The organism is Zhongshania borealis (assembly GCF_039539625.1).
GTDB lineage: Bacteria > Pseudomonadota > Gammaproteobacteria > Pseudomonadales > Spongiibacteraceae > Spongiibacter > Spongiibacter borealis.
The window spans coordinates 61,999-87,682 of the sequence record NZ_BAABDM010000012.1; the positions used below are offsets into that span (position 1 = coordinate 61,999).

At 48.8% G+C, this 25,684-nt stretch carries 24 protein-coding genes; 13 read left to right on the forward strand and 11 right to left on the reverse strand.

Annotated features, from left to right (window positions below):
* Positions 1-960: 960 nt before the first annotated feature.
* Positions 961-4,290, reverse strand: coding sequence for a ricin-type beta-trefoil lectin domain protein (locus tag ABD836_RS18235; protein WP_344938745.1), 3,330 nt, complete (start codon positions 4,288-4,290; stop codon positions 961-963).
* 281 nt (positions 4,291-4,571) lie between these two features.
* Here ABD836_RS18235 and ABD836_RS18240 point away from each other — a divergent pair, with 281 nt between their 5' ends.
* Positions 4,572-5,516, forward strand: a complete 945-nt coding sequence (locus tag ABD836_RS18240) for a helix-turn-helix domain-containing protein (protein ID WP_344938746.1) — start codon at positions 4,572-4,574, stop codon at positions 5,514-5,516.
* 524 nt (positions 5,517-6,040) lie between these two features.
* Here the strand turns inward: ABD836_RS18240 and ABD836_RS18245 are convergent.
* Positions 6,041-6,475, reverse strand: coding sequence for a cupin domain-containing protein (locus tag ABD836_RS18245; RefSeq protein ID WP_344938748.1), 435 nt, complete (start codon positions 6,473-6,475; stop codon positions 6,041-6,043).
* 68 nt (positions 6,476-6,543) lie between these two features.
* Between ABD836_RS18245 and ABD836_RS18250 the strand changes: the two genes are divergently transcribed.
* The 5 genes from ABD836_RS18250 to ABD836_RS18270 all read left to right on the forward strand — a co-directional run bounded on the left by ABD836_RS18250 (position 6,544) and on the right by ABD836_RS18270 (position 12,719).
* On the forward strand, positions 6,544-6,768 hold the full coding sequence (locus ABD836_RS18250; RefSeq protein WP_344938749.1) for a DUF3096 domain-containing protein: 225 nt from the start codon (positions 6,544-6,546) through the stop codon (positions 6,766-6,768).
* 349 nt (positions 6,769-7,117) lie between these two features.
* Positions 7,118-7,561 (forward strand): acyl-CoA thioesterase, encoded by a 444-nt coding sequence (locus ABD836_RS18255; RefSeq protein WP_425583051.1) that lies wholly within the window; start codon positions 7,118-7,120, stop codon positions 7,559-7,561.
* 104 nt (positions 7,562-7,665) lie between these two features.
* Complete coding sequence (locus ABD836_RS18260) at positions 7,666-8,538, forward strand: LLM class F420-dependent oxidoreductase (protein WP_344938752.1); 873 nt, start codon at positions 7,666-7,668, stop codon at positions 8,536-8,538.
* A gap of 153 nt (positions 8,539-8,691) precedes the next feature.
* Entirely contained in the window at positions 8,692-9,696 is a 1,005-nt protein-coding gene (locus tag ABD836_RS18265; protein ID WP_344938754.1) for an alpha/beta hydrolase family protein, read from the forward strand.
* Positions 9,697-10,121: 425 nt separating this feature from the next.
* Positions 10,122-12,719, forward strand: coding sequence for a TonB-dependent receptor plug domain-containing protein (locus ABD836_RS18270; protein WP_344938755.1), 2,598 nt, complete (start codon positions 10,122-10,124; stop codon positions 12,717-12,719).
* 98 nt (positions 12,720-12,817) lie between these two features.
* On the opposite strand, the gene ABD836_RS18275 is transcribed toward ABD836_RS18270, so the two are convergent.
* The 3 genes from ABD836_RS18275 to ABD836_RS18285 all read right to left on the reverse strand — a co-directional run bounded on the left by ABD836_RS18275 (position 12,818) and on the right by ABD836_RS18285 (position 15,625).
* Positions 12,818-13,678, reverse strand: coding sequence for a bile acid:sodium symporter family protein (locus tag ABD836_RS18275; protein ID WP_344938757.1), 861 nt, complete (start codon positions 13,676-13,678; stop codon positions 12,818-12,820).
* Between the two features lie 256 nt (positions 13,679-13,934).
* The gene (locus ABD836_RS18280) at positions 13,935-14,279 is read right to left on the reverse strand and encodes a hypothetical protein (protein WP_344938759.1); all 345 of its coding nucleotides are present in this window, start codon (positions 14,277-14,279) and stop codon (positions 13,935-13,937) included.
* 377 nt (positions 14,280-14,656) lie between these two features.
* Positions 14,657-15,625 carry an SDR family NAD(P)-dependent oxidoreductase gene (locus ABD836_RS18285; protein ID WP_344938760.1) on the reverse strand — a complete coding sequence of 323 codons (969 nt, stop codon included), beginning with the start codon at positions 15,623-15,625 and terminating at the stop codon, positions 14,657-14,659.
* 160 nt (positions 15,626-15,785) lie between these two features.
* Here ABD836_RS18285 and ABD836_RS18290 point away from each other — a divergent pair, with 160 nt between their 5' ends.
* Complete coding sequence (locus ABD836_RS18290; protein ID WP_344938762.1) at positions 15,786-16,649, forward strand: hypothetical protein; 864 nt, start codon at positions 15,786-15,788, stop codon at positions 16,647-16,649.
* Positions 16,650-16,718: 69 nt separating this feature from the next.
* On the opposite strand, the gene ABD836_RS18295 is transcribed toward ABD836_RS18290, so the two are convergent.
* Entirely contained in the window at positions 16,719-17,273 is a 555-nt protein-coding gene (locus ABD836_RS18295; protein ID WP_344938763.1) for a hypothetical protein, read from the reverse strand.
* Between the two features lie 104 nt (positions 17,274-17,377).
* On the opposite strand from ABD836_RS18295, the gene ABD836_RS18300 reads away from it, so the two are divergent.
* Genes ABD836_RS18300 through ABD836_RS18310 form a run of 3 tightly spaced genes read left to right on the forward strand, consistent with a single transcriptional unit; the run spans position 17,378 to position 18,772 of the window.
* Positions 17,378-17,608, forward strand: a complete 231-nt coding sequence (locus tag ABD836_RS18300) for a hypothetical protein (RefSeq protein ID WP_344938765.1) — start codon at positions 17,378-17,380, stop codon at positions 17,606-17,608.
* Entirely contained in the window at positions 17,608-18,039 is a 432-nt protein-coding gene (locus ABD836_RS18305) for a hypothetical protein (RefSeq protein ID WP_344938766.1), read from the forward strand. The genes ABD836_RS18300 and ABD836_RS18305 overlap by 1 nt, the downstream gene beginning before the upstream one ends.
* Entirely contained in the window at positions 18,023-18,772 is a 750-nt protein-coding gene (locus tag ABD836_RS18310; RefSeq protein ID WP_344938768.1) for a hypothetical protein, read from the forward strand. Before ABD836_RS18305 ends, ABD836_RS18310 begins: the two co-directional genes overlap by 17 nt.
* A 40-nt stretch (positions 18,773-18,812) precedes the next feature.
* On the opposite strand, the gene ABD836_RS18315 is transcribed toward ABD836_RS18310, so the two are convergent.
* From ABD836_RS18315 to ABD836_RS18325, 3 genes are all read right to left on the reverse strand, one after another.
* Positions 18,813-19,415 (reverse strand): SOS response-associated peptidase, encoded by a 603-nt coding sequence (locus ABD836_RS18315; RefSeq protein ID WP_344938770.1) that lies wholly within the window; start codon positions 19,413-19,415, stop codon positions 18,813-18,815.
* A 100-nt stretch (positions 19,416-19,515) separates the two neighbouring features.
* Positions 19,516-20,262 carry a substrate-binding domain-containing protein gene (locus ABD836_RS18320; RefSeq protein WP_344938771.1) on the reverse strand — a complete coding sequence of 249 codons (747 nt, stop codon included), beginning with the start codon at positions 20,260-20,262 and terminating at the stop codon, positions 19,516-19,518.
* Between the two features lie 199 nt (positions 20,263-20,461).
* Complete coding sequence (locus tag ABD836_RS18325) at positions 20,462-20,818, reverse strand: group I truncated hemoglobin (protein ID WP_344938773.1); 357 nt, start codon at positions 20,816-20,818, stop codon at positions 20,462-20,464.
* 111 nt (positions 20,819-20,929) lie between these two features.
* On the opposite strand from ABD836_RS18325, the gene ABD836_RS18330 reads away from it, so the two are divergent.
* Entirely contained in the window at positions 20,930-21,364 is a 435-nt protein-coding gene (locus ABD836_RS18330) for an RrF2 family transcriptional regulator (RefSeq protein WP_344938775.1), read from the forward strand.
* Positions 21,364-22,302, forward strand: coding sequence for an HPP family protein (locus tag ABD836_RS18335; protein ID WP_344938776.1), 939 nt, complete (start codon positions 21,364-21,366; stop codon positions 22,300-22,302). The genes ABD836_RS18330 and ABD836_RS18335 overlap by 1 nt, the downstream gene beginning before the upstream one ends.
* Before the next feature lie 17 nt (positions 22,303-22,319).
* On the opposite strand, the gene ABD836_RS18340 is transcribed toward ABD836_RS18335, so the two are convergent.
* A complete protein-coding gene (locus ABD836_RS18340) occupies positions 22,320-23,141 on the reverse strand; it encodes an alpha/beta hydrolase fold domain-containing protein (protein ID WP_344938778.1) in 822 nt (273 codons plus the stop codon).
* A gap of 145 nt (positions 23,142-23,286) precedes the next feature.
* Complete coding sequence (gene yghU / locus ABD836_RS18345) at positions 23,287-24,129, reverse strand: glutathione-dependent disulfide-bond oxidoreductase (protein ID WP_344938779.1); 843 nt, start codon at positions 24,127-24,129, stop codon at positions 23,287-23,289.
* Between the two features lie 230 nt (positions 24,130-24,359).
* On the opposite strand from yghU, the gene ABD836_RS18350 reads away from it, so the two are divergent.
* Positions 24,360-25,658 (forward strand): serine hydrolase domain-containing protein, encoded by a 1,299-nt coding sequence (locus ABD836_RS18350; RefSeq protein ID WP_344938781.1) that lies wholly within the window; start codon positions 24,360-24,362, stop codon positions 25,656-25,658.
* The last annotated feature ends 26 nt before the right edge of the window (positions 25,659-25,684 follow it).

Below are 25,684 nucleotides of genomic sequence, written 5' to 3' on the forward strand. Positions count from 1 at the left end.
CTATTTTTACCGTTTGCGACACGCACGTAACTTGTTGATTCTTATATGAGTATTTTCACTAGCGAAAAAACAAGATTTTCACTAATGACACAGATAGCTGAAACGCCCGTATTACGGGGGGTACGGAATCGCCTCTAGTGAGAACTGCCGCATACCGGCAATTCTCACTAGAGAACGACACTTTGTCACTAGTGATGATCCCGAAGTATTATCACCCAACTGAAAAAGGCCACTACAAGTGGCCTTTTTCTTATAAAATCAGTTAGTTAAGGGTGCTCGTAACTGCATATTGTTGTAATACGCCTGTATTTTTTGAAATGAAAGGTGCGCACTTGTTGAGCATCTACCTAAACCATTGGCCAAATCAAACACGACCTTCAATAAAATGGTGGCCGACTTTGATGACTCCTCGAATCTTCCTAGCGACATTCCAAGTCTGAAATCACACACACCACCCTTCTACATAAAACTGTTACTTGCATGGATAAAAATGGAGTTTAAAAATCCAAAGGTAGAAGTGAGCGGAAACATTAACTCTTGATTTCGCATTCGATGTTGCCTGGCAGATCAATCGAGCTGCAGTATCTTTGCCAAGGGGTTAAAAAAAGTGGGCATTTAGCCAACCACACTACATATGATTAACATTGATATGTAAGCCGCTAAGTACAATTATAAAAACGAGTGTAAATTAACAATTAGGTTTAAAAGATTGGATTGTTCCCAGTATCTTAATTCCAGCCTGGTTGATAGTTGGTGTAACTGTTACCGGGTTTCTGTATCCGGGATACTTTGCCCGGAGAAGTACACTGACAAAGGTCAGCGCCCCCACCTAAAACAGTGAATTTCAACATAAAAAAGCGCCCGCAGCATTCGCTACGGGCGCCTGATCAAGCTTCGGCCAAGCTGAGCTGAATCAGTTCATTCGGCTTACTTATCTAGGCATTGAAACACTCACGATTCCTAATTCGACCAATGCCAATTTTGAGCAGAACTGGAAGTATTGGCAGGCTGCAAAGTTATTTCACCACTTCCAGCTGGAGCGGTAAGTGCCAGATTCAAATCCACTCCCGTTCTAATCTGATTGCCCTCTGCATACCAACTGATGTTGTCAGGATTTCCTGAGTAATTCATGCAATCAACCATTCTAACCCATGCTCCATGCGCTCGGCTATCCGCCTGCAAGCATTTGTATTTGTTAGATTTCACGTGGATGCGTTTGGTTAATGGATCATAAATGAAGTCCTGATTATCTCCGTTATTACAACCGTACGTGCCCACTGCATAGCCATAATCGTCTACACATCGACCATCATCAGTCTTCAGCTCCCGATAATCCCAGCCCTCAGCACGACCCCAGGTCCATTGCTGGGTGGGTGCATCAGGATTTGAGACTTGATGTGTCAGCTGTCCACGTTGTCCATTAGCCGGAGCGGCCACGGCCAAGCCGGAATTAATCGTGCTCAGGAACTGATCACTAGAGATATCCCAGCGAACGTTGTTGGCATATTGGCCTGTCGCAGAGTCACAGGTGAATAAATTTATCCCACCACCAGCGTTGGCGTTGCCGCCGTTGTCCATGCAATAGAGCCGGTTGCTATTACGCAGCATTTTACTTGCAGCATGATAGCTCCAAGACTGGCTAGCACCACCGTTACAGTCCCATGCGATCAGCGCGGAATTGTTACTGACACTTTCATTGTTCAGCTCTAAGCACAGCCCATCAGCGGTTCGCAGTTCACGCGAAACGATAGGGTAGCTTGGACCCCATTCCCACATCTGTTTACTATCGGATAAGTTCGACTGCTGCAAAACGACATTGCCAATCTGTGTGCCGTAAGGCGTCGCGGTCGCCGAAATAGCCCAGTTATTATTGTTTGCATTTCGCCACTGGCCTGCAACCCAGTTCCATTGTTGATTTTTAATGGATACATTGTCGGGCGCCAAACAAGACCAAATCTTCAAGGAATTACCTAATGAGGTATTGCCGTTATTGTCAGCTGAATCCAAGCAATAATTCGAATTTGTGCGTGCACGCAATTGCTTAGTTGCCGCATCGTACTTCCAAGCCTGATTACCAAGGCCGTGACATGGAAAATGAATCACTTGCTGACCGTTTTGCATCGTGTGCTCACGCACATCCAGGCAGGTGCCATCACCAGCCACCAACTCACGAAACTTGTCACTTTCCTGAGTAAATCCAGTCAAGTCGCCCAAGGTATCGCTGAGAATGGCCAAAAGCGCGCCGCCACCTTGCAGATTATTTTGTTCAGGCAGACAAGCACCTGCAACACACAAATCATTGGCGCCGGCAGTCGGTGGAGAATGGCCATCTTGCAGATCGGCCACGTCATAGAAGTTACCCGTTTCAGCTCCAGGAACCGCACCACCGTTCACGGCAGTGGCTACACCAGCCGCACAGAGGAACGGTGCATGCGCTGATTCCCAACCCACTGCAATGTTCATTTCGTCCAGTGCAGCGGCACTGCCGTGCCAGAACTGAGCTTGGTCACCATTGACGAATATGCCTGGCGCACTCGGATGCACCTGCAGCGCATTGAACTGGCAGTCCATGCTCGACATGCCGGCCAGAGTAGGCATCGCATTGGCAGCAGCAAGCACAATATTAAAGTTCCAAGCTGTTACATTGTTATAGGCATGCCACCACGTAGGATTTTCTACACCAACATGACCACTATTAGTGCTGTAGGTGGCCGCTGGGTATGGCGCGCCAGCACCAGCAGGCACATAGCTCACATAGCTGCTGTACGCATTATTACCCGTGAGGCTATTCAACTCTGCAGCAGCACTGCCATTTTCGCTACTGCTAGGTGATTGCTGACTATGAGTACCTAAACGTAAATCTTCTTTTGATACGAAGCCTTGACCATCTGGCGGCGTCGATCCGTTATCCGCAAGATCCTGGAAATATGGACGTTCATCACTTCGCGCTGGATAAACATTGCACTCGGTGCGTGATTGCGTAGTCATACCATAACTACTGCCACCATGCAGAACCCGCTCGGGCTTGGTGGCGTAGTTGGCCATACACATGCCCAGATTTTCAAGATCACCGCTGGTTAACGAATCGAAGCAATTGAATAGCGTCTGAACTAAGCAACCAAAGCCGCAATCGAAAGCAATCGGAATATTGGCTGTGAGCGTGTCACTGGCGTAGGCCAGATTCTGCACCAGGCCAAAGACATCTACTTCGGCGTTCACCTGAAGCATGAGGCTCCAGATATCGAAGTCGATTTTGTACTGAAAGACTTGACCGATGAATATCCGACCACAGGTCTCTGCATCAGGAATCGCCGTGCTCGAAGCGTGTGCTGCTGGAATGAGGAAGTTGAGTGCAGCTTGAGCAAAAGATTGAAAAACATTTAAGGATGCAAAGGCACTCGCCTGAGCACCTATCAAGCCATCCATTGATTCAAAACATTCTTCCGGAGACATCGACAGTATGTATTCCAAATCACTGCCGGGTGGCACAACCGGAACACTCGACACCGTACCGTTCGCACCCTTGATCTCGGCCTTGATATCCTGCGCATCATGCGCCTGCATCACGAAGGCGCAATCTTCGACATTGGGATTATTGGAGTCTGTGGTACACAAACCAGCGGCTTTAACGTAGGGATGCAACAAAGTCACGACTACAGATTGCAGGTCGAGGTCACGCCAGGACGATGGATTCGCCATCGCGCGCTGGACGAGTTCGCGCGTCGTGTCACGATCCAAAAACGGCGAGTTTAGCGCCTGCTGGACCGCGGCCTTCACATTATCAACGGTTGCATTGGCGACGGTGACGCCGGGGGCATATCGAGCAATCAAACTACTGGTCGCATCGGCTACTTGCTGCATCTCACCGGAGTCTAGAGTTTGCCCCGTTGCAGCCAGCACATCATTGACCAAATCGCTGGAAGTGCGTTGGCGCCCGCTTACACTCACCGTTTGGCTGGTAGTGTCGCTGCCGTTGGCGCAGGTCAGCGTATAGTTGTTGGCACCAACGCGGCTAATATCAACTGAGCCACTGGCTGACAACGCTTTCGCTCCTGCCCAATCACCACTGGCCGAACAGGAACTGGCTCGGCTGCTGCTCCACGTTAGCGTGGTGTTGCCGCCGACCGGGCCGTTGTCCGGTGCAGCAGAAATAGACACACTAGGGCAGGTGCCCGTAAGGCCTGATAATAAACTGCAGGCCGCATTCGCCGGATTACTCAACACCAATCCCAGCATGATCGCTAATACTGGGAAAACTGAAGCCTGCTTTCCTATTTTGAATAAATTCACTGTACTTGCCACCCTAGTAGTCTTATTAAAATTATTCGGTGTCCGTCAAGACGACCACTCTGCCCCTATCCTTTTGGGACTTATTCATTTCTTATCGAATGAGCTTGTCATGTGAACAAGTGTTACTTCAATGGGGAATGCAGCAACTCCGTAGTCTTTACTGAGATTTCCATCCCTATATTCTCGAATCGTCGTGGTTTCCCCGTAATTTTTACTTAGTTTCGCCAAACATATCGCGTTGATCAGCGGTATACTCAAATGCTAATAAGAGTGAACACACCATGAAAAACAATAAACAAATACGAGCCTTTGTGAGCAGTCTTTATCGCGGTGGCGCTCAAGTACCGGTAGACCAGTTTAAACCTTGGGCGCTGCAGCAACTCAGAGCTCTGATCCCGTTTGATGCTGCTATTTTTGCCTGCGGTAACATGAGCAAAGGAAAATTCCACAACGCCACAGTATTGGGCCTACAGGATGGCTTTACGTCCTCATTGGAAAAGACAGCAGATTTAAATCCTCTGTATAACGCTATCTCAGCAAATCTAGGTTCAGCCTTCCGAATCTGCGATGTCGTAGATGATGAAACCTACTACCAATCGAAGACCTATCATCGATGCTTTCAAAACTTCGGTGTCGAGCGAATATTATCCAGTGCTCACGCTGACATGCGTACACGCTTATACACACTGTTGAGCCTGTACCGGTTTGATCGTGACAATGACTTTTCTGAAGAAGATAAAGCAACCCATGAGGCATTGAGCTTCCACCTTGTTGATGCATACTCACACGTGTACTTTTTGCACCTAACACGCCCTAAAAGTGAAACTCAGGAACGGTTTGCAGCCGTTGTCGACGGCGAGGGTGTTTTACATGAAGCACAGGCGGGATTTGCCGAAGAGCTCGAAGAAAAGTTTCAAGCCTGCGAAAACGGCCGATTACCCTTTGCGGTGCAAGAAGGAACGTTCACCTTAGGCGATGGTAATTTGCAAGCAAAGACAACCCCACTTGGCGACCTGTATATGGTCGAAATATGGGATGAGGGGCCACTAGATCGCCTCACATCACGCGAGCGCGAAGTCGTTGACGCTGTTTGCCGCGGGTTATCAGACAAGGAAGTGGCCATCGATATTGGACTGGCTCCGACCACGGTATCGTCACACCTCTACCATGCCTATAAGAAATTAGGGGTCACAAGCCGACGCGAACTAAGGCAACTAATTCAATAAATCACCAAGGTTTGACTAGATTTACGTAGATCACATCGACCGTGAATATTGACGCGTGGAGATTGAATTGCTGCAATTAGCACGGTGAAGCAATTGCAGAAAATCACATAGTCGAGTGCATATATAGCCTGGACTCTGAGTTATTTTTTGGCTGATATTAGCTATTTTTGCAGTTTCCGACGCGCCCGTAACTTGTTGATTTTTATATTAGTATTTTCACAAGCGCTAAAACAGTATTTTCTCTAATGCGACAGTCGCCGCAAACGCCCGTATTACGGGAGGGGCGGAATCGCCTCTAGTGAGAATTGCCGGTCGGCCACCCCAGTTCGCACTTGAGAGAATATTTTAGCAATAGAGAAAATATTCTTGAATTGACCAAAGGCCGCACATCGCGGCCTTTTTCATTTAAACGCCAATATAGAGCCACCATCCACTTACCTTGCATGGACAATGAAGCCAAACATTTTAGCCCGCCCGCGGCATTTCTCTAACTGCATTCTCATCGACCTATGCAGCCAATGACCTTAACCCTTTTGCGCTGCATACAAGCCCTCAAACTCATCCATGCCTAGCGTGGCAATAACATTGTGTTCTGCGTCGAGTATTTCATACATGGCGCCGCTGGTTCCTCGTATGCTGAACAAGATAATGACATCTTGATCACCACCACCTTCTTGATGAGGCTCATTGCTGGCATGGCTTACTGTGTAACGCCCGGTGGGCCGTGTTTCGGTAAGGCGACCGTCCGAGCTGTAAATACGGTGCTCACCTTGTATTACAAACATATGATTTAGGGTAACGTGCCGGTGTAGCGCGATTTTTTCATTGGCCGCAAATTTAAACAGGACATCGACAATCAGCTTCTCTCGATCGACGTCGAGAATTTGATAGCTAAGATGATCAAAACCAGGCAGCTGACTCCACGATATTTGTTGATCATTAAATTTATAATTATTCATAATAATTCCTTAGGCAGCTTAATGGCGGTATGCTCCGCCGATTACACCACCGAATAGCAAGCGATAAAATGCAACGTTCGTGCTACTTTAGTCGCGGACACTGGGTTAAAAAATGGTTTTTAACTCAGCAACATCACAGTGAGCATATCATGACAATTACCTTAGATATTATTCCGATTATTTCTATTGCGGCAGGCGCAGCCATTTTGGTCAAGCCGCGCTTGCTTAACTATATTGTTGCTGGTTATTTAATTGCGATTGGCCTAATTGACCTGTTAAACCTACATATTTAATAGGGCGCTCCCACCAAAGCGCTGCAAAATCACCTCCGTGTAGATTTTGCTTAGATAGTTCTATGAACACCGCGCATTATTGGACAAGCACCTAACTTTTTACGCCAATGGTCGACCTTCCGTAAGCAACCAAGGCGGCGCCAAACAGGTACATGGTTAGACCTTATACCATTGACGGAATCGCCATTTCTTGTGAATGGAGAATCGTTGTCGCTACCAGAATCCCGATGGTGCTATTTTTAATATCGAGCTCAACCGCGTAGGTGGACGTGCGACAGGCCTTTCCTACAAGCCAGAAATTAAGGCATTATGTTGTTCAAACGGATATAAGGTACCTAGGGCAGGAGAAATGCACTTGCACGATCTATTTAAAGTATTGGTCAGAATTCGCTATTCCGACTGTGACGCCCAAAGCGTTATGTTTAATGCGCGCTACGGAGAGTATGTCGACGTCGCGGTGTCCGAGTTTTTCCGGCAAGCCTTCGGCGGCTATCAGCCAATACTCGATATGGGCCTCGATAGCCAGGTGGTGTCCTTATTAATTGAATGGAAATCGCCCTGCACCTTCGACGATGTTGTCGCTATTAGCATTGAAGATATCTCCCTAGGAAAAACATCGTATACCATGCAATTAAAGTTTACCGATGTTGCGACGCAACGAGAAATCGCTAACGCTAAAATCGTTTATGTAATGGTGACTGCGAATGAGCACCAGAAAATTACAATACCTGATAATTTTCGCGCGGCACTGCTTAAACCCCAGCAGTGCACCGTTAATTTAGCTGGCGTTTAGTCTGTTTAGACTCGTCGGTATTTTTAAAATCAGAAACGCTAAACTACAAGCAATTAACACCGTATTTAGAACCAGAAAACCAATAAAAATAATAGGACCACAACATGCATTTTGTTTTATCTACGTCATTTAGCAGCGTAACTGACTTAAAGAAAATAGCGCTCGCCGCCGATGAGTGTGGCTGGGAGGCCATGTCATTTTCTGATCATGTCGTAAATCCTGAAAAACTGAATACACCCTATCCTTACACAGAAAATGGCGAGCGGCGCTGGCAGCCTTTCACCGACTGGCCTGACCCCTGGGTAATGATTGGCGCCTTAGCGAGCATCACGACTCGCCTAAAATTCACAAACAATATTTTCGTATTACCCATGCGAAATCCATTCTTGGTTGCTAAGGCAATTAGTACTGCGGCGATTATTTCTGACAATCGCGTGATTCCCGCGATCGGCGTTGGCTGGTCTAAGGACGAGTTTGAACTACTGCAGCAGGATTTTCATACCCGCGGAAAACGGGCCGACGAAATGGTTGAGATTATGCGACTGCTTTGGACGGGGGAATTAGTGGAATATCAAGGCAAGCACTACCAGTTTCCGCCACTCGAAATGAACCCAGCGCCCAGCGCATATATTCCAATTTGGGTTGGTGGTATTAGCGAGGCCGCCATGCGCCGCGCGGCAATAATCGGCGACGGCTGGGTAACAGATTTACAAACCAGCGAAGAGATCTTGGCAAGTATCGCTAAGATAAAGACATACCGCCGAGAGTATGGCCGCGACAAATTGCCCTTCTCTGTCATGGCGACGCCATCAGACGCTTTTACACCCAATGCGTACAAACGATTAGAAGAGGGCGGTGTTAGCCATATTTTAACCCAGCCTTGGGCCTTCTATCATGGTGATACGCAAGACCTCGCCAAGAAGATCGACGGCGTTAAACGATTCGCTGACGACTATATTTCTGTATTAAATCGATAAAAGGCAGTATCGCGGCATACGCTGATTAGCCGCGGCTAGTCAGCGTAAAGTACCTAAACATAGCTTATAAACCCTGCGTCATGTGCACTTGCGTTAGCGAAGGGACTAGGCCAAGATCACTTAAAATTATAAAAGCCCTACGACAGGTCCACGATGAAAAAACCGCTTATTCTATTGTGTTTGTTCAGCCTAATCTCAGCCTGCGGCGGTACTTCCACTAAATCAAACCTCCAGCCAGCATCACCCAGCGTCAACGCCGATTACGGAAACTCACCGCGACCGAGCACCACGTCACCAACTGGTTTGCTACTAATCGCAAACCTTTGCATCGCTGAAGGCGGAACGCAATTCGACTGGACCGACGCCAATGGCGAAGCGCGCAATGCCTGCTTGATCAAACCCGCAACAGCAAGCGATGACATACCGCTTCCTCTAGTGGTGTGGCTGCATCCGTCACTATTCCCGCCAGATGTCATCCTCACCACCAATATTTTGGAACAAATCTCCACCGCCGACCTCACCGGCGATCCTGAGCGCCCAGGCTTTGCTTTATTGTTACCGGCGGGCCGCGACACCGAACATTTTTACCCGGCGCCTGACGATACCGGTATTGGTTGGGACAATTGGTATAGAAATTTGGACCGCAGCAGCCCCGACTTGAATGTCGATGTTGCAGCGATCGACCATTTCATCGCAGAAGCAAAAAACAGTGGCGGCATTGATGATCAGCGCATTTATCTTTCGGGCTGGTCTAATGGTGCAGCAATGGCGATTATGTATTCACTCAATACGCCAGACATTGCCGCCGCCGCAGTTTACTCCGCCCCCAATCCCTACGACGACAATACTGACCCAAATCCACAGATCCCATTTGCATCTGAATTAACACCGATTTACGGACTGAACAATTCATGTGATGTCATCGGTATTTGCTACAGCAGCAGCAAACTGCATGCGGATCTAGCAGCGCGTTATCCTGAACTCGTCCAGCAACACGTGCTAGTTGACGACCTACAGTTGAACGAAGTGCAGGCTTGTAATGCACTCTGCGCATCAGAAGATAATCTGCTCAGCATCGGCCTTGTCAATCATGTTCGCTGGCCACTCGCATTCACCAGCGACATGTTTCGCTTCATGCGAGAAAACCCTCTTAAGTAATGCGCGCTACCTATACCGTTAACGAAAAAATAACGACAAAAAATAATTCCTGTTACATATAATTTCTTGGCTATTTAGCAAGTAGCCTTTTCAACGCCGAGTATCAATTCGTACTTGGCATTCAGGCAAGTCTTGGCTAACTAAACCGCTTTATTTTCGGCCAAATACCGCCACTCCCAGAAACCTCCTAAGCCTTTGAAAAATAAAATATAGATTTTCTTAACACCCATCTATCAATCGGCTAAATCTTATTCTGTAAGTGGGCCAATACCCTCGCAGAAACATCATGTCACATTAGAGACTAATCCCGACACTCAACTTGTGAATAATGAAAAGTATCCTATATTGAGAAGTAGTCGATAGATTAGCGTTTCTATTCGGCCACTGACTCGATTTTAATAAAAATTATTGCGGGGAAGATCTTCATGTCCTATGTCAAAACACTAAAACTACCGGTTGGGGTATGCCTGCTATCGCTCGCTGCCGCTGATATTTATGCGCAGGGCGCTAGCGCCTCAGGAAAAACTCTCGAAATTGAAGAAGTCGTGGTATTAGGGTCGCGCAAACCAGGGCGAACTGCGGTTGACATGCCCGTTCCGGTGGACTCCTTAGGGGCAGACACTCTCCGCCAAACAGGCCAAACCGAAGTCGGCCGTATGCTCCAGTCTGTAGCGCCATCGTTTAATTTCTCTAGCTCATCCATCAGCGACGGTACAGACGCTCTAAGACCAGCAACCTTGCGTGGTTTGGGCCCAGACCAAACCCTGGTCCTAATCAACGGCAAGCGCCGTCATACCAGCGCGCTTATTCACGTGAACACCTCAGTGGGTCGCGGCACCTCTGGCGTCGATATGAATGCCGTACCGGGAGCGGCTATAAAACGAATAGAAGTACTGCGCGATGGCGCCGCGGCACAATACGGCTCTGATGCTATTGCCGGGGTCATTAATATTGTACTCAGCGATGAGCCAGAAGCGGGACGAATTGGCGTGTCTTACGGGGAGTATAGTGAAGGTGATGGCGAGACCTACAATATTGACCTAGCGAAAGGCTTTCCTCTGGGCGATCGCGGTTTTATAAACGCGACGTTGAACTACCGAGATCGCGGCTCAACAAACCGCGCAGGCTTAAGTGGCCAGTGTCAGTATTTGGCTGGTTGCGATGCAGGAAATGACGGCACCGGTAGCGGCGACCCAGACGGAATAGATGAAGCAGCCGATCCACGGGAAGCAACATTCCCGCGCCAGAACTTTAGAATCGGCGATGCCGAGTCAACGCAGTTAGCGTTAATACTAAATTCTGCTTACCAGCTGGAGTCAGGTGAACTGTATGGGTTTCTTACCTATTCTGACCGCGAGAGCACATCAGCAGGCTTTTATCGCCGAGCAAATCAAACCGACAACAACCCAACTTTAGCTGATGGCGAGGCCTTCGCACCTGACGGTTTCCTGCCGTTAATCAACACTCAAATCGACGACTTTTCTGTCAACCTAGGGTATCGCCGCGAATTGGCCGATGACGTTAGCATGGATGTGTCTTACACCGCCGGCTGGAACGACTTTGAATTCTATATCAGCAACTCAGTTAATGCTTCTTATGTAAATGAACTGCGATATGGCCAGAGCCTCGGTGATGCAGCGATTCGGTCACAGGCATCTCGCGCTGCCGATGCTGGCACACTAAGCCTGGGATTACAGACCATAAATCTCGATTTCACGAAGCCAATGGGCGCATGGAGTGTGGCTTGGGGTGCGGAGTTGCGCCGAGATAATTATGAAATCGCGGCTGGTGAAGAATACTCGTACTTCGACTACGACACCGATGCTAGCGGCAATTCCATGTATCCCGCCGACGGCGCTGCCGGCATTCAGGTTTTTCCTGGTTTCCAGCCGGGCAATGAAGTAGATGAAAGCCGCGACGTCTGGTCTCTATACGCAGATGCGGAATACGAGATTTCTGATGCCTGGCTTGCAAGTGGCGCGCTGCGCTACGATGACTACGATGACTTTGGCGGCACCGCCAATTTCAAACTCGCCAGCAGTTTTCGGGTCACCGATCGAGTGAGCTTGAGGGGCGCTGTAAGTACGGGCTTTCGGGCGCCGTCTATGCAGCAGCAGTATTTCAATAATATTAGCACCCAGTTCGTATCAGACGGCATGGGTGGCCTAACTGCACAAGAGCGCGGCACCTTCCGCAATGACAGTGCGGTGGCCAAAGCCATTGGTATTCCAACGCTCAAAGAAGAGGAGTCACTTAACTTAAGTGTTGGTTTCGTATTAGAGCCAATCGACGCTTTAACGATCACCGTGGATGCTTACCAAATTGATATTGACGATCGCATCGTACTGAGTGGTGGCTTAACCTCATCGCTAGGCGACCCCAACTTAACCGCCGCTTTGGCTGCGGCTGGGGCAAGTAGTGCTCAGTTTTTTCTTAATGGCGCAGACACTGAAACCAGCGGCGTAGATATTGTTAGTACCTACACCATGGCCGCAGGCGAGGGTGACCTAGCCATATCATTTGCCGCCAACTTTACCGAAACTGAAGTCACAAGCGTGTTCGCCGGTGGCGGACTGTCAACGCTCGACCCAGCCGATATCTTTAGCCCGCAAGATATTTCTATTATTGAAGAGTGGCAGCCCAAGGACCGCATTAACCTCAGCTTTAACTACTCCTTAGAACGATTCACCGCAGTGCTAGCCTTCAATCGCTACGGAGAGTACACGGTATGCGAAGGGGCCTGTGACAACGCGAATCGACAAACCTTTAGCGCAAAAATACTTACCGACCTCAACCTAAGCTACCGCTTGCAAGAAGACCTTACGCTTAATTTTGGTGGTAATAATATTTTTGACGAAACGCCAGATAGAAACATCATCGGTCAGAGCCGTGCTGGCACCATCGCCGACAGTGGCGGCAATGTCTTCGTAGATTCTGAGGGTGTATTTCAGTACTCACGACGCTCAGCACCATTTGGCTTTAACGGTGCCTACTTCTTTGCCGGCATTACCTACGACTTTTAATAGACGCCGACCAAGCTTCGCGGGATAGCCTTTATCCCGCGAAAGCCATGATCTAGCTAATACCTGATTGCGACACAAACTCCTCTCTAGATAAGTGCTTAATCCGCCCAACGCCGCCCAAAAGCAATTATACCTGCGCCAAACAGATACATGGTAAGACCATACACCATGGATGGAATCGCCATTTCCTGTGAACCCAGTATTGTCGTGGCCACCAGAATACCAATGGTGCTGTTTTTAACCCCCAACTCGACCGCGATCGCCAATTGGCAAGACTTTGCTACACCAGCAGCGCGCGCGACAAGAAAGCCTGCCGCTATACCAAGTGTATTCAATAACAAGCACGCCGGCCCCGCCTGAATTAGCAAGTCGAGCAGGCGGTCTCGCAAACCGTAAGAGATAAGTAAAATCAACACCAGCAGCACAACCGCGCCAAAGGTATTTAAAGGCCTTTCCGCCCGCACGGCCAATACCGGATTTCTTGCACGGATCACCATACCGATGCCCGTGGGCAACAAGACAATCACCACCAACATGGTAATGGTGTCTATCACCGGCATACTCACATTCGCCGACCGCCCTAATTGCCACGCTAACGCCTGATTAACTAACAGAGGCATAGTGATAATAGTGGCGATACTGGCTACTGCCGTGACAACAATCGAGAGCGCTACATTTCCCCTCGCCATATAGGTAATGACATTCGAGGTGGCGCCACCAGGGCAAGCAGCCAGTATCACCAAGCCAATGGCAATATAGGGTGATAAATTTAGCGCCCATGCCACAAAAAATCCAAGCGCGGGCAGTATCAATAGCTGACCGACACTTCCGACAATCGCTGCGCGGGGGTGCTTGGCCTCTTTCACAAAGTCCTTGACCGAGAGACCAAGCCCCATACCGATCATAATAATAAACAGCGAAACGGGTAGGCCAATGCTGATAAATACACTCTGTTCCATATTTTTCTTCTTATCGATGCGCTAAAAGTGCTTTAGCTTAGTAGTAAAAGAACGAATAGTCTGTCAATAAAGTGACTGTTTCCACAAGACTATTGCCTTTGCACCAGATATTTGCGAACGAACAGCGGCGGTTCGGCAGAGTTTAATTACTGTTTACTGGAATTTGCCTTCGCAAACGCAACAAAGCCGCGACGGATATCGCGGCTTTGTTGCATGATCTTATCATTCTATTTTCTTGTTGGCCGGCTATTTACGGCTAGCTCGCACTTGCGAGTTGATCCTTAGCAATGGGCGTTAAACTATTATACAAACGCGCTTGCTCGTTATAATCATTGGCAATTGACTCTATGCGATGCATCACATAACTGAAACGGAAATTATAGCTTGATCCGGAGCACTGACTTAGCAAACTTTCTGCCGAGCTAACAACACCCTGAATTTGCTCCCCTACTTGCTCCATAGTCTCGAAATTAGACTCAAGGGCAGAGGGAATCTCTGGCGCACTCTTCAAAGTGATCAATACACGATCAAAACAATCAGCCGACACTGCAGAACCATATACTGCCGCAGACAATGCGGCGGCGAACACTAATGGCTTCATAAACAAAACACTCCTCAGTAGATAAGTAGAATGACATAACGCCACACTGAGCAATGCATTAACGATACCAATATTCACACCTGCGGTAACAAATCAGCAAAAAGTCGACCTCAAACCGCATTATTAGATATATAAGTATACTTTTATCTCTTTCTGGTCTTTTTTTGTATACAAAATAAGGCATCATCGGCGCTAGGCCTTTATAAGCTCTGAAACATTTGGGCATTTTGCACCAAAAATAACAACGCCAGCACCATTACGGCGCACGCCATAACGTTACCTAAATACTCACAATAAAAATAACGAGAAACGTGAGAAGCGAAATAACGAAACAAGAGCCAACCCTAGCCCCACCATCGCGACGACTTTTCTGCTAATCACGCCGCTTGAACTTGATCGACCCAAGCATGCAGTTCAGACCACAAAGCGTCGGCAGTGGCAGCATCTTCCGCCTCGCTGCTAGCGGCTGCCACCCGCATATCCCGATAGTAGCTTCCCGGCATTAACGCTTCCTTGGCCGCTGTAGCACAATGGATCTGGGTTTGCGCGCCCTGTCTTGGCGTTTTCAAAAACAGTTTTTCTAGCGGCGCCAAGATATTGCGCACTTTTTCAATAAGGCCAGTATTGGCTAGCCCTTTACCCGCCACATTGGTGTATACGGCGCCGGGGTGTAGACAATAGCTGCTGATACCTACTTGAGCGAAATGCCTGTTGATACTCCGGGTTAAATGCACCAGCGCCAATTTGGATTGGCCATATGCATGCCACGAGTTATAGGGGCGTTGCGGCTCAAAAAATTCGCTATTAAGCCCTTTGCTATGCAGTTGAGAAACCACATTCACAACGCGGCTATCACCTGAGTTTTTCGCCGACGAGCTTAGCAAGGGCAGCAATCGCAAGGTGAGATGCGCGGTGCCTAAATAATTAACGCGCCACTGGATTTCATGACCATCGGCACTGCATTGCGGTGAAGTCCACTTCGACATCAGGTCAAGATGTATACCCGCATTATTAATGAGCACATCTAAAGGCAAGTCCGCCACTTGATAGGCGCGCACAAATTGCTCGACCGAATCGAATGACGACAAATCCAAATTAAAGGCGTGAATATTATGATGGTATTGGCCGTCCAGTAGCTGACATAAACTTGCAGCGATAAGATGGCTATTTTGACGCACCGTTAGCGAAACCACCGCGCCGCGCTCCAACAGCCCCAAGGCTGTCGCAAAACCGAGCGAGCCCTCTGCGCAGCCCGTCACCAAAAAGTGGCGGCCCTGCAAATCGCTAGACTCCGCCACTTTTTTGCCGTCGATTAGTCTCTGCACCGTTGCTAATACACCTGCCATGATCTCATCCTTGGTTTTGCTAAGCGTCGCTTTAAATCAGCAGACACTGCATTTTTAGTCCAATACTCCGCCAACACCCTTGATGTCATTCGCCAGTAACACTAGGCCATTATCTTGTGCAGCTATTCAAATTTTGAGCTGAACAGGACGTGCCACCGCCATGAAAAGACTACTAGCGATCTCATTATTAAGTGCTGCAAGTACCGCGTCTGCGAACCCCGATGTTATATCGCGGGAATATAAATTAATGCTGCAACCCGCGCTCTTTGCCTACAACACAGAAAGCAGCGACGTAGACGATTTTATTGACGACGCTGAAACCGCGATTGAAGCGGCTATAAGTCGCAACGTGACTGGCTCGGCCTCGCTGAGCAAAATTCGCGATGTTGAATTTTTTGACATCGACGGCAGCTGTGTTCTCAGAAACAAGGGCTACTCCTTTCGCGAACGAATTGAGAGTGGCGATTCAGAAGTCACCCTCAAGTTTCGCAGCGAAGATCGCTATATATCCGATTTCGAAGACATGTCGGCGACCAGCGGTTCTGCTGAGAGCAAGCTAGAGTCTGATGTTGGTATTTCAGCAAGTTCTAATTTTGTTGTGCTGTACAGCCATTCTACTACTGCGCCAAATACCCGCACCATCAATCAGATGGACGATATTAACGATCAATTTCCCGGCTTTGACAGCGACTACGGTTTTTCCGATAGCACCGCGCTAGATCGTGTTGGCAACCTCACCATTCGCGAACACGTATACAAAAATGTCGACATCGACTTAGGCTCAATTGACGCCGAGATTTCTGTCACCCTGTGGTACAACGGTACGCCTAGTGGCGCAAGCTCGCCCGTTGTTGCCGAGGTGTCATTCAAATACGAGGATAACGCTGCCGACTACACCAAGAAGGTGGTGAATCGCGCTAAGCAGGCGTTTTTAGCTCTGCAAGATTTAAGCGCATGGACTGATCCCGCATCCAAAACAAAAACCCGATTTGTTTACGAATACGACCCAAGCTTTTGTGATTAATTGAGACTGGCGCGACCGGCAGCTTCTGGCCGCGCCAATCTGAATTTCAAGCGGGCGTATACAGCCGCATTAACGCTGTAATTTCATCCAGAGCCGAGCGAGCCACACAAAACTCAGTATCATCCCCAGCCAGGCGAGCGTCGCTAATGTAGCCGCAAATGACTTATCTGCCTGCAAGGCATCCCACCGGTAAAAAATATTGAACCAGTCATGGTCGCCGCCGCCGACCAAGGGGAGCTGTTGCGCCCGCGCGTCGGCAGCGTAACGCGCAATATTCAATAAATTCTGGCAAAACCAGAGCAGAGCAAAGGCCGCGGGGACCGCCTGCCGTTGTCGGTAAAACGACACAAATACCACCACGGGGAAAACCAATTGCCCCAATGTGCCACCGTAAAGACCAAGCGTCGAACCCAGAAAGCCGAAAACCACATGCCCAGCCTCATGAAAGGCCAGATTCGCGTGGTCTAAAACCGGAATAAAACGACTGTAACCACCGCCATAGAAAGCAAACAATACCAAGATAGCGGCGGCGACAGCCAGCACGCCCCGCGCACTGACCGTTAACGACGACTCATCGCGCTGAAGCGCCACTCGCGCACGGCGCCGTTTTGAGGAATATGCCATTAAAAGCCCTTTAAATACATTTCAAGCGGTAAGTCGCTAAGCCTAGATCAGCGCGCTAGAATGTAGGGATACATAAGCAATCACCGAACGGCCACTTTGAGCCCATGATTACACAAACCAAACATAAATTGATCGCTAAATACCGCGCCCGCATCCGCGAAGGTGCCATCACCAACGCCAAAAAGCAGCTCGCGCTACGGGGTATTACCCCTACAGAGCTAGGCCCCGAGGAACTGGAGATCTTGGTGCACGACGAAGAGGTAAAATTGAGAGGCAAACTGAAGAACTATAGCTTAGCTGCCCTAATTGCCGCGCTAACCTTAGGAAATTTTTAATGCTCATTCCCCTGCTCCGCAGCGGCGCCTTGTATCTGATGTGGCGACGACACATTCGGCAGCGCGCGCTCGGCCTCATTATTGCCGTGCTTCTTGTTTTCGCGGTGAATTTGGTTCACTCAGAGGCCGTGGCGTTTTTCAAAGCGACAGAGAGACTCGAACTGACCCCGCTCGCCTTTTATTTTCGCTGGCTAGGCTGGCTAACAGCGGGCACCGGCTACCTGTGGTTTGTTGAACGCAAAATTGCCAAGGCCGCCAAATTAGCGCGAGCCCAGAGCAATGACACTGGCAAAGTAAAGCGCTCAAAACCAAAGCCCACAAAAAAGAGTCTAGAGCAGCACGACGGTTTCGACGCTCTACGCCACAACACCCCGCTGCGCTCACGGGCAGAAATCATGCTGGATCAAAAGAAACGTGACTCAGCAGACTGAAATTATAGATTTGCTGGCGGACTGGGATGACCGCGACAAAATCATCATGGCGATTCTCTGCGATTTAGACGAGGCAACGACCTCCGCGCAGGTGATTACCGAGCAGATACGATGGATGTACAACTCACGCGCTAGGCACGGTATCAAACGCAATTTCAAACGGCTAACACGACAAGACACCAGCAAAGATATGCCCTGCCCAAGCTACGAAGCCCTTTTGGCAGGCGCAGCAAAAAAACTCGGCATACATAAACACTGCACATCTATTGAAGAATACGAACGCTATATTCCTCAGGCGGTTATCGTCGCCGCGTTAGCAAAAATGAGCCCACCACAACGAGACCAGTTTTTTACCGAGGAATTTAATGCCACACCCATGTGGGACGCCGCCGGGATTAAAAGTCGCGAGATTGGCGGCCTGCGCACTGCGGCCAGTGTGCTAGCACTGGCAAACGCATCGGGCTATGCGGTGTACGCCGGCGCCACCACGGCGCTAGGGTTCGCGACACACGCGGTGGGCATTACCCTGCCCTACGCCGCCTACACAGGTTTATCGGCAACCATTGCCCAGCTTATTGGCCCTCCAGGCTGGCTCGCGCTTGCGACCTATGGTTTTTTTAAAGTAACCGGTACCGATTGGAATAAATTAATGCCAGTACTACTGACGATCATCGCCACCAAGCATAGGCACCAGATACTGTCGGCCCAGCAAGAAAGAACATTAAACGTGTAAAATCACGAGTTGGGTTCAAGGCGCAGCATCTGAAGCTACTCTAACCGCCTCTAGGACTCGCCACGAGGCTCGCCACCAACCCCGACGCGTTCTGCGGCCGCAACATCTGTTCAGCCTCCTCCGGCGACGAACTCAGCCACTGATCTACTTGCTCTGGGTCGAGCTGCAATGGCGTACGCGAGTGCACCCACGCGATGTCGCTTGCCGCCGCGGTGGTAATAATCGTAAAGGTATTAAGAGTTACGTCGGCTTGCCCCCATGTTTCCCACAGCCCGCCAAATAGAATCGCGTCGTCTTGTCGCGCTATACGGTGACATTGTTTTTTGCCGTCCAGTATCGGCCACTCGAAATAGGCTGACGCTGGGATGACGCAGCGCTGAGAGCGACGCCAAGCATCGCGAAAGCTAGGCTTTTCCGTAAGTGTTTCTGCACGCGCGTTAAATGTCGCGAACTTTAATTTCGGGTCCTTTGACCAACGAGGAATCAGCGACCATTTGCGCAGCGAGTAACCTTCAGCGTCAAATGTCGATGCCATATTGCTTGGCCGGATATTTTTCCTGTCTTGATCGTGACTTGGCCAATCACCTAACATAGCAGCCCAGCGATGCATCGCTATACCATGCTGTTCAAATGCCCCGCACATTCACTACTCCGCTAACCTCGTTTGCAAAGCAAGCATAATGGATTACAAGGCTTGCAGCCACAAACCTAAAATGAGTCGAAATAAATCCTACGCAGCAAAATTAAGGTTCGCGCCATTTACCCAAACCCATACCATCAACCAATACTTCAACGCTCTTTGGACGATTTTCAAGCAATACCAAACGAAGCTTTTCACCATCTGAACTAGCGAAGTAAGAATCAGACATTAACACCACGGCATGCCCTTTTTCAGCAAAGGTAAATACAATTTTTAGCTGTTTTTCTAATGCAGGAAGTAGTCTTTTTACGCCAGTCTCGCTGCTCACTAAGCCATCGACTTCACCGCGGTACATTGCTAAGACAGCCGCAGTATGACTATTAAAGTACAGCAATTTTTTATCACCGAAAATACTAACATCGCCGGCCCGAATCCCTTTGAGTAGCGCAAGTGACTTTACATTGTAAGGGGAGGTATTTGACCGCACATAAATATGAATATCTTGGTCTGTTAAAGCCACAGGCCTATAGCCACATGCTTTTTCAAAATCTTGTATCTCACGACTGTAGCTGGCGAATATAACATCGTGCTGCTTGTGAGCGCAGTTGGTCTTCAGCCGACCGACATCATGGCCATAAACAACATTGAATGGGCGACCAACGGCCTGAAAAATATCGTCAAAGAACGGTCCCAGATAATTTCGCGTAATCTCTACGCCATATATCGAAAACGCCCACACGCTGACCGATTTTGTATCGGCAGTAGCGTGTAACGGTGAGGCAGCTGATAAGGCCACAATGGCAATTATTTTTCGGCAAAGTGAACTAATGCTAGCCGAATTATATTTCATAACAATCGAACCTAATTCCTTGCGCGGAAGTCATCCTTTATTTTGTGTGAACCCGTATTACATTATCTCCTGATAGAGAATAGAACCGTAAAAGTAAAACGCGATTCATGGGAACCAATATTTTTACCAAATCGCAAAGCTGCCGGGTATCGTGCTATATACCTATTCGCTCGCCACACACCAGCAGCTTAACTGGCCGCTAACGATTTAGTATCTCGTTTTTAACGCTACCGGCAATTTTGCCCACTTCACCGATGTCAGACTCAGACACGCCGAGCTCTCGCATTGTTTGCGCCAGATTCTCCACCACCGCGTTAAAGTGCTCCTCACCTAAACCTAAGTTTATATGTGCATTTCGCATATCAAGGCCGCTATAGTCACTAGGCCCGCCAAATACCATGGTTAAAAATTTCTTTTGTTTGTTCGCCTGGGCAACCATATCAAGGTTATCGAAATAGCCAGCGATACGATCGTCAGCGATTACTTTGTCATAAAACAACTCTACTGCTTTATCTACTGCGGGCTCACCACCGATTCGCTCATAAAGTGTGGTCACTAGGTCATCTCCTTTTAATGATAAAGTAAAGATGCATTTTTAATGCATCTTTTAAAGCGGTATAATACATGCACCTTTGATTGCCGTAAACCCTCTAGGGGCACACCAAGAATGCAGCTCACCAAACAGACTGATTTTGCCTTTCGAATTTTGCTCTACCTCGGTCAGCTACCCGACGGCGAATTGGCAAACATCAAGGTGATATGCGCGTTCTACGGTATTTCGCAGAACCATATCGCCAAAGTCGTCGTAAAACTGACTAAACTTGGGTATTTAGCTTCCGTACGCGGCCATGGCGGTGGAATCCGTTTGGCTAGGTCCCCATCCTCTATCAATCTTGCTCAAGTAATCGAAGATTTTGAAACCACACTGAAACCGGTAAATTGCGACAACCCTCCATGCAGAATCGTGACTAGCTGCCAATTAAAAGGCTTACTTTTTGAGGCGAGCAATGCGTTTTTAGAGACCATGCGCCAGCGCACCCTAGCAGATCTACTCCCACCAAAGCCAATAGGCGAAGTTAGCTTAGCGGTGGAAGTCAGATAATGGCCGTATCCCAATTTCTAGGCATTCAAGCACGCTCGTCTCTGGATGAAAAAATAGTCGCAAGCATAGGCGCGGTGTTAAGCATTAGCGCGGTGTTTTTTATTACTGACTGGCTAACAAATTATACGCTGGCCATGACATTACTGCCGTCCATGGGCGCTTCTGCGGTTTTACTTTTTGCTGTACCCCACGGCACTCTGTCACAGCCCTGGCCATTATTTGGCGGCAATGTTCTTTCCGCAGGTGCCGGGGTTATTTGTGCGCTAAGCATTAGCAATATTTATATAGCTGCGGGCTGCGCAGTCGGCCTCGCCATTCTAATTATGCATGTCGGCCGCTGCATTCACCCGCCTGGCGGCGCCACTGCACTTATCGCGGTAGTCGGCGGCGACGCGGTCCGCGATTTAGGCTTCCATTTTTTACTTTTCCCGACGCTAATTAATTGTGGCGTAATTTTTACTTTTGCATTTATTTTTAACAATTTATTTCACTGGCGCCGCTACCCCTCAAGCCTAATGAAATACGATAACAGTATGTATAGCCCTGAAACCGCCAATATTCATGTGCGCCACATCCAGCTAGCGATAGAATCTTTGGATGAGATAGTCGATATTGCCCCAGAGCAAATAAAATACATCATCGACAAAGCTGATGAGCTAATGCGCACAGAAACTCAGTCGAACTTCACTATTGTCATAGGCGGGCTTTACACTAACGGCGCGGCAGGTCAATTATGGTCGGTGCGCAGAGTTATCGATATTTCAAATCACACGAATCCGGCCAAACGAATGATCATGTACAAAACAGTCGATGGCGCGAACAAAGGCAAAAATGGCAGCGGCCTGCTCTATGAATTTAAAGATTGGGCAAAGGAAGTAATGAAACCCGTTAAAAAAACGGGCAAATCCCACGAACACCCCGGCGGCCCACCTCGCTAGTTTGCTATAAGCAGTGACTAGATATCGGCTTTTTCAGTAATGTGCTCCAAACTAAATTGAATCGCCCGCTGCTCCGCCCCAAATGCCAAAACATAGGTGGCGATATGTCCGAGAAATTTAACAGTATAGGTTTCTACAGGCACATTTTTATCGCGCAAGGCCTTTTCCATATACGCCATTTGCTCTATTTCAACCAGGCTATCCAGCTCACCGTGGTACAAAAATACCGGGGGTGAATTCCGACTAACGTGATTAACTGGTGATGCATTTTGCCACTCGGCACCAGCCTCGCTCATCCCCTTACCAATAAGCTTATAGACCAAGGGCGAGTTGGGCCATGCACTTAGGTCTGCGGGTGTACCACCAGCGACAATACTGCTCAGAAATGGCGGTTGTTGGCGATTTAAGCCGGCCATCAAAATAAGATGTGCGCCAGCCGAATATCCCCAACCAGAAATATGTTGTCGATCTACCTGATAGGTATCAGCATTTTCATACAGCCAAGCCAAGGCCGCAGACACATCTTCAACTTGCGCAGGGTGCCTATGTTCCGGCGCCAAACGATAGCGGATATTAAATACCACAAAGCCAGCCCTGAGGAGCTTTTTACTAACACCCTCCATATCTCCGCTGCGACTAGTCCAACCGCCGCCATGCACCACGACAACGGCAGGCTTTAAACCCGACGTATTAGGCACATAGAGGTCGCCCGTAAGCGACTGTGCGTCAACTACGTTGTATTCAACATTCTCTAGATAGCGGTGGCCATCACTCTTCAACTTAATACCCGCACACGCCGCGATAAAAAGTATCGCAACGCTGAATATAATAATTTTCATGAATTTATGTCGCCATTACTGCTTACTAGGCCCGTCGAATTCTGTTTACGCTGGATTGCACGCTATAGATGTTTCTGCGCCGCCAGCGAAGCGAAGCCGCCCAGCAAGCACCTTGCGAACAGGTACTTGCTGGGTTACCTGATTATTAGTTAAAATCTTCCGCGCTATGACGCTCCGCCATTTGCTTATCTTCTTCGCCCCAAAGACGATTAACCCGGCGGCCACGCTGCACCGCTGGGCGCTCTGCAATTAAGCTTGCCCACCGCACAACGTGCGTATAAGCAGTCACATCAAGAAACTCTGCCGCGTCATACAAATAACCCTGTACCAATGCGCCGTACCAAGGATACGCACCTATATCAGCGATGGTGTAATTGTCGCCACACAAATAGGTATTATTCGCCAAATGCTTGTCTAGAACGTCTAATTGCCGCTTCACTTCCATGGCATAACGATCAATGGGGTATTGGTATTTTTCTGGCGCATAGGCGTAAAAGTGACCAAACCCGCCACCAAGAAACGGCGCGCTACCCATATGCCACATCAGCCAAGACTGACAAGCCGCGCGCTCAGCTGGTTCCTTGGGGTAAAACGCGTCAAATTTTTCAGCCAAGTACAATAAGATAGCGCCGGATTCAAAAATTCGAATCGGCGGATTAAAACTGCGGTCTAACAGCGCCGGTATTTTTGAGTTCGGGTTAATGTCGACAAATCCGCTAGCAAACTGCTCGCCTTCGGTAATAATAATCGAGTAGGCATCGTATTCCGCATCGCTAAGACCGAGCTCTAGCAGCTCCTCTAGCATCACTGTTACCTTTACTCCATTGGGCGTAGCAAGGGAGTATAGCTGCAAAGCATGCTCGCCAACCGGTAAGGTTTTTTCGTGGGTAGCACCGGAAATAGGCCTATTAATATTGGTGAATTTACCGCCGCCCTGTTTATCCCATTTCCATACCGCTGGCGGGGTGTACGTTATTGATTCAGACATGTGCTGTGGCTCCCACTGTGAATGACTGTATGCTCGCTAAGCTCGTAAACTAGCATGCCACAGGCTACTTTACTGTGCGAACTATACAAGACGTATAGCGCCGATATACCAAGCTATTTCGGCGAAATTGCGCGCTACGAACGCTAAAACTTAATATGACCATATTCAGTTCTAGTGTAGAGCCGGCCGTCATGGTATAAAAAATCACCATTTAGCCTAAGAGCAGAATTATGTCGGTCATTCCCTGCGCAAATACAATAACTCGGCGCATTTTCAGAGCTCCGCAACTGTCCACCCAGATTAATCTACCGCTCACTATCGACCCCGCTGAACAACTCGTTGCGGGCATCGATGTTGAGGCGATTTGGGCAAAAGCGGAGGCACTGCACAACAGCGGCATGCACCCCATGGTGAGTATGTGTCTGCGTTATCAAGGTAAAACCGTCCTTCATCGCAGTATTGGTCAGGCTCGTGGCCTGAATGGCGTCGAACCCCGCGCCGCCCAGCTCGACACCCCGCTATGCCTGTTCTCCGCGTCCAAGGTCGTTAGTGCGGTATTGATTCACAAACTTGCGGAAGACGGCCTGCTCAATCTGCTAAACCCGGTAAGCTATTACATTCCCGCATTCGCTCAAAACGGCAAAGCGAATATTTCTGTGTACCAACTTTTAGCTCACCGCGCCGGCGTGCCTGGGGTTCCACCGGGAACATCACCAAGCGTGCTATTTGACCATCAAGAGTCATTGCGTCTGATCTGCGAACAGCCGCCACTGTGCAGCGACGGTCGTATCCTTGCTTACCATGCAATCACTGGCGGTATTATTATTACTGAGCTGGTTAAGGTCTGCACTGGCCTAAGTATCAATGAATACTTAGATAAAGTAATACGCAAACCCATGGGCTTTAAATCTTTTACCTTTGGCATGCCCAAAGCTATGCGCGGCACTGAAGCACAAAACTATAAAAGCGGCTTACCGAACGTATCGATCGTAGGCAAGAAACTGGAAACAATTCTTGGCGCCGATGTCGATACGGTTGTCGAATTATCGAATACCGATGATTTTCTCGATGCGACAATTCCCTCAGGAAATTTGTATGCAACTGCCGACGAGGCCTGTCAGTTTTTCCAAATGCTACTTCAGCAAGGTGAGTGGCAGGGCAAACAAATATTATCGCCACTAACAGTGTACCGTTTGACCTCCGAAGCCTCTCGGCCACAACACGACCGCTCACTGATCATCCCCATGCGCTATAGCGCTGGTGCCATGCTTGGCGGCAGAATATTTGGTCTGTACGGACGCGATACCCCTTACGCTTTTGGTCACCTTGGCTTCTCAAACATTGTGTGCTGGGCCGACCCGCAGCGTGATATATCGGTCTCACTACTCAATAACGGCAAGCCTGTCATCGGCAATCATATTTTGAACATCTTGGGTCTAATGGAGAGTATTCGCACGAATTTCCCACAAAAAGAAGATATAGCTGGATGGTCCGGAAATTTTGGACAGCACGAGCTAACCATGGGCTAAACAAAGCCCGCTTGGGCAGCCTTAAG

Bases quoted from the DNA above. Each gene is read 5' to 3' on its own strand.
- ABD836_RS18240 (WP_344938746.1), top strand. From the start codon at position 4,572: ATGAAAAACAATAAACAAATACGAGCCTTTGTGAGCAGTCTTTATCGC.
- ABD836_RS18245 (WP_344938748.1), bottom strand. From the start codon at position 6,475: ATGAATAATTATAAATTTAATGATCAACAAATATCGTGGAGTCAGCTG.
- ABD836_RS18250 (WP_344938749.1), top strand. From the start codon at position 6,544: ATGCAACGTTCGTGCTACTTTAGTCGCGGACACTGGGTTAAAAAATGG.
- ABD836_RS18255 (WP_425583051.1), top strand. From the start codon at position 7,118: ATGCACTTGCACGATCTATTTAAAGTATTGGTCAGAATTCGCTATTCC.
- ABD836_RS18260 (WP_344938752.1), top strand. From the start codon at position 7,666: ATGCATTTTGTTTTATCTACGTCATTTAGCAGCGTAACTGACTTAAAG.
- ABD836_RS18265 (WP_344938754.1), top strand. From the start codon at position 8,692: ATGAAAAAACCGCTTATTCTATTGTGTTTGTTCAGCCTAATCTCAGCC.
- ABD836_RS18270 (WP_344938755.1), top strand. From the start codon at position 10,122: ATGTCCTATGTCAAAACACTAAAACTACCGGTTGGGGTATGCCTGCTA.
- ABD836_RS18275 (WP_344938757.1), bottom strand. From the start codon at position 13,678: ATGGAACAGAGTGTATTTATCAGCATTGGCCTACCCGTTTCGCTGTTT.
- ABD836_RS18280 (WP_344938759.1), bottom strand. From the start codon at position 14,279: ATGAAGCCATTAGTGTTCGCCGCCGCATTGTCTGCGGCAGTATATGGT.
- ABD836_RS18285 (WP_344938760.1), bottom strand. From the start codon at position 15,625: ATGGCAGGTGTATTAGCAACGGTGCAGAGACTAATCGACGGCAAAAAA.
- ABD836_RS18290 (WP_344938762.1), top strand. From the start codon at position 15,786: ATGAAAAGACTACTAGCGATCTCATTATTAAGTGCTGCAAGTACCGCG.
- ABD836_RS18295 (WP_344938763.1), bottom strand. From the start codon at position 17,273: ATGGCATATTCCTCAAAACGGCGCCGTGCGCGAGTGGCGCTTCAGCGC.
- ABD836_RS18300 (WP_344938765.1), top strand. From the start codon at position 17,378: ATGATTACACAAACCAAACATAAATTGATCGCTAAATACCGCGCCCGC.
- ABD836_RS18305 (WP_344938766.1), top strand. From the start codon at position 17,608: ATGCTCATTCCCCTGCTCCGCAGCGGCGCCTTGTATCTGATGTGGCGA.
- ABD836_RS18315 (WP_344938770.1), bottom strand. From the start codon at position 19,415: ATGTGCGGGGCATTTGAACAGCATGGTATAGCGATGCATCGCTGGGCT.
- ABD836_RS18320 (WP_344938771.1), bottom strand. From the start codon at position 20,262: ATGAAATATAATTCGGCTAGCATTAGTTCACTTTGCCGAAAAATAATT.
- ABD836_RS18330 (WP_344938775.1), top strand. From the start codon at position 20,930: ATGCAGCTCACCAAACAGACTGATTTTGCCTTTCGAATTTTGCTCTAC.
- ABD836_RS18335 (WP_344938776.1), top strand. From the start codon at position 21,364: ATGGCCGTATCCCAATTTCTAGGCATTCAAGCACGCTCGTCTCTGGAT.
- ABD836_RS18340 (WP_344938778.1), bottom strand. From the start codon at position 23,141: ATGAAAATTATTATATTCAGCGTTGCGATACTTTTTATCGCGGCGTGT.
- yghU (WP_344938779.1), bottom strand. From the start codon at position 24,129: ATGTCTGAATCAATAACGTACACCCCGCCAGCGGTATGGAAATGGGAT.
- ABD836_RS18350 (WP_344938781.1), top strand. From the start codon at position 24,360: ATGTCGGTCATTCCCTGCGCAAATACAATAACTCGGCGCATTTTCAGA.